We start from the raw sequence: 2,120 nt of genomic DNA, 5'->3' as shown, positions 1-2,120 counted from the left end.
CCAACACACGCTACAAGCGATTTGGGCAATTGGCTTAATTGAAAAATGGTTTTGTATTTGAAAGATTTAGCAAATCCGAAAACAGGGCTTAATTTAGTCCCAAACCGCGTGTAGCGCGAGAACGTTAGTGGTAACCTTAGCAGAAGAAAACTTAAACGAAAGAATGACAACAGAAAATGAACATTATTGTAGAGACGATAATCATAATCGGACAAAATCTGATATTGAAGAATATGGGCTTTCTGTAATACTTATTGAAGCAAGTGACTATTTGCCTTCTTTCGCTTATAGTATTGGACTTTGGGCTAAATACAATCATCCCGAAATAATTTGTTTCGGACTTAGTACACAAACTTTACATTCAATAATCAATGATGTCGCTGACTCAGTAAAAAGTGGACAAAAAATTGAGACAAATAAAACATACAATGATATATTTGAAAATAGTAAAGCTGAATTTATCCAAATTGACAACAGAAATTTAGCTGACTATTTTGGAACCGCAATAGACTTCTATAATTCAGAATCATTTCCAGCTATTCAACTTATATGGACAGACCGAAATGACAAATTTCCATGGGAAACAGATTTTGAAGAGGAGTTCATTTACAAACAACCTTTACTTGACAGAAACGCTGACTTTAAATTCTATGAGGCTAAAAACGTTGCTGTTTTTACAACAAGACAATGGCTTGAACTTGGGAAACCTATCTTAAGAGTTATCCACGACAATGATGGAGATTGGCAGTTTTTAACAGGCGACCAAATGCCCGAAGATATCTTGATTGTTGCATTACACCAAATGATAATTAAAGACAAAACTTTAAATGAAGTTTTTGACCTTGAATATGGAGAAGAAGCAGAAAGAGAATTTATTGGTGGAAAATGGATAAGAAATGATATTGAAAATGAAGATGATGAATAAAAGGCTACCACTAACAGCCGTTTGGCGAGATTGGGGTTTTAGGCTTAATGGAAAGTTGGTTTTGTACTTGGAAAATTTGTGTTTGACCGAAAAATCTCGCATCTTTATTCCCCAACCTCGCCAAGCGCCAGAACGTTACTGGTGACTTGTGCCGAAATTACGCAGATAAAAACAATTAGAAAATAAGCATTTGTTTACGCAGAAAATTTACAAAGCAGAAGCGTGAAAGTTGGAACTTGCCAGCAGAAACTTGAAAAACAGAAATGTGAAAAACATTGCACCCAAAGTTGCGAACCGAAAATTAAAAGCGTGAAAATTGGAATTTTCCAACAGAAACTTGAAAAGCAGAATCTGCTTTTTTTGCTCAGAATTTATAAATAGAAAAGTGAATAATTGAAAATAATAAACCGAAAATTACGAGCTAAAAACAGAAACTTGAAAGTTGGATTTTGCCAACAGAAGCGTGAAAGTTTACGGTTCAATTGTAATTTCGACAAAACAAGCCACCAGTAACACACGCTACAAGCAATTTGGGGATTTGGCTTAATTGGAAAAATTAGTTTGTATTTGGAAGATTTGGCAAATCCGAAAGATTACGCTTCCTTAATCCCAAACTGCTTGTAGCGCGAGAACGTTAGGGAACAGCTTGCACAACATCCCGTTTAACGACGTGATGTTGCAAAATATCATCTGCTATCGAAAATAACATTAATTGGTTATCAGGAATATCAGGTTCAGTATTTATAGGTTCGTCACCTTCGTCATTATTATTATACCATTCGTTGTAATAATCATCGGCAGTATCTTCACAATCAGGACACCAATTACAACCCATAGAAATAGCGTTTTTTGGTGCTTCATTATCTCTATGTACTTCGTGAACTTTTCCACAATCACAATTCATTTTTATTGTTTGCATAATTCGTAGTATAAAGCCGATTCCCTAACAAGTGCTATAAGAGATTTTCGGCATTGTTTATTAATCGTTTTATTTGTTTGTATTTGCCGTGATTTGGCACATCGGAAAGATTACGCTTGCTTATCCGAAAATCCTCTTATAGCACCGACCGTTACCAGCTATACAATCACAGACTTAACCAAAAAAAAATCATTTTAAAATGAAGTTACTGATTCTTTTAATATTTATTTCTTTAAATACCTATTCTCAAAATACAATTCCTGATATCTCAGCAAG

The 2,120-nt window shown here is 34.6% G+C and carries 2 protein-coding genes; one reads left to right on the top strand and one right to left on the bottom strand.

Annotated elements, in window-relative coordinates:
- Window positions 1–163 precede the first annotated feature (163 nt).
- Window positions 164–925: a DUF4262 domain-containing protein gene (locus tag DOS84_RS18785; protein ID WP_111411642.1), complete on the top strand. Its 762-nt coding sequence runs from the start codon at window positions 164–166 to the stop codon at window positions 923–925.
- Window positions 926–1,559: 634 nt separating this feature from the next.
- On the opposite strand, the gene DOS84_RS18780 is transcribed toward DOS84_RS18785, so the two are convergent.
- Window positions 1,560–1,844, bottom strand: coding sequence for a hypothetical protein (locus tag DOS84_RS18780; protein WP_111411641.1), 285 nt, complete (start codon window positions 1,842–1,844; stop codon window positions 1,560–1,562).
- Between the last annotated feature and the right edge of the window lie 276 nt (window positions 1,845–2,120).

This window comes from Flavobacterium aquariorum (assembly GCF_003254745.1).
GTDB lineage: Bacteria > Bacteroidota > Bacteroidia > Flavobacteriales > Flavobacteriaceae > Flavobacterium > Flavobacterium aquariorum.
The sequence above is the reverse complement of the archived record's forward strand: the minus strand, read 5'-3'. Positions and strand labels throughout refer to the sequence as shown.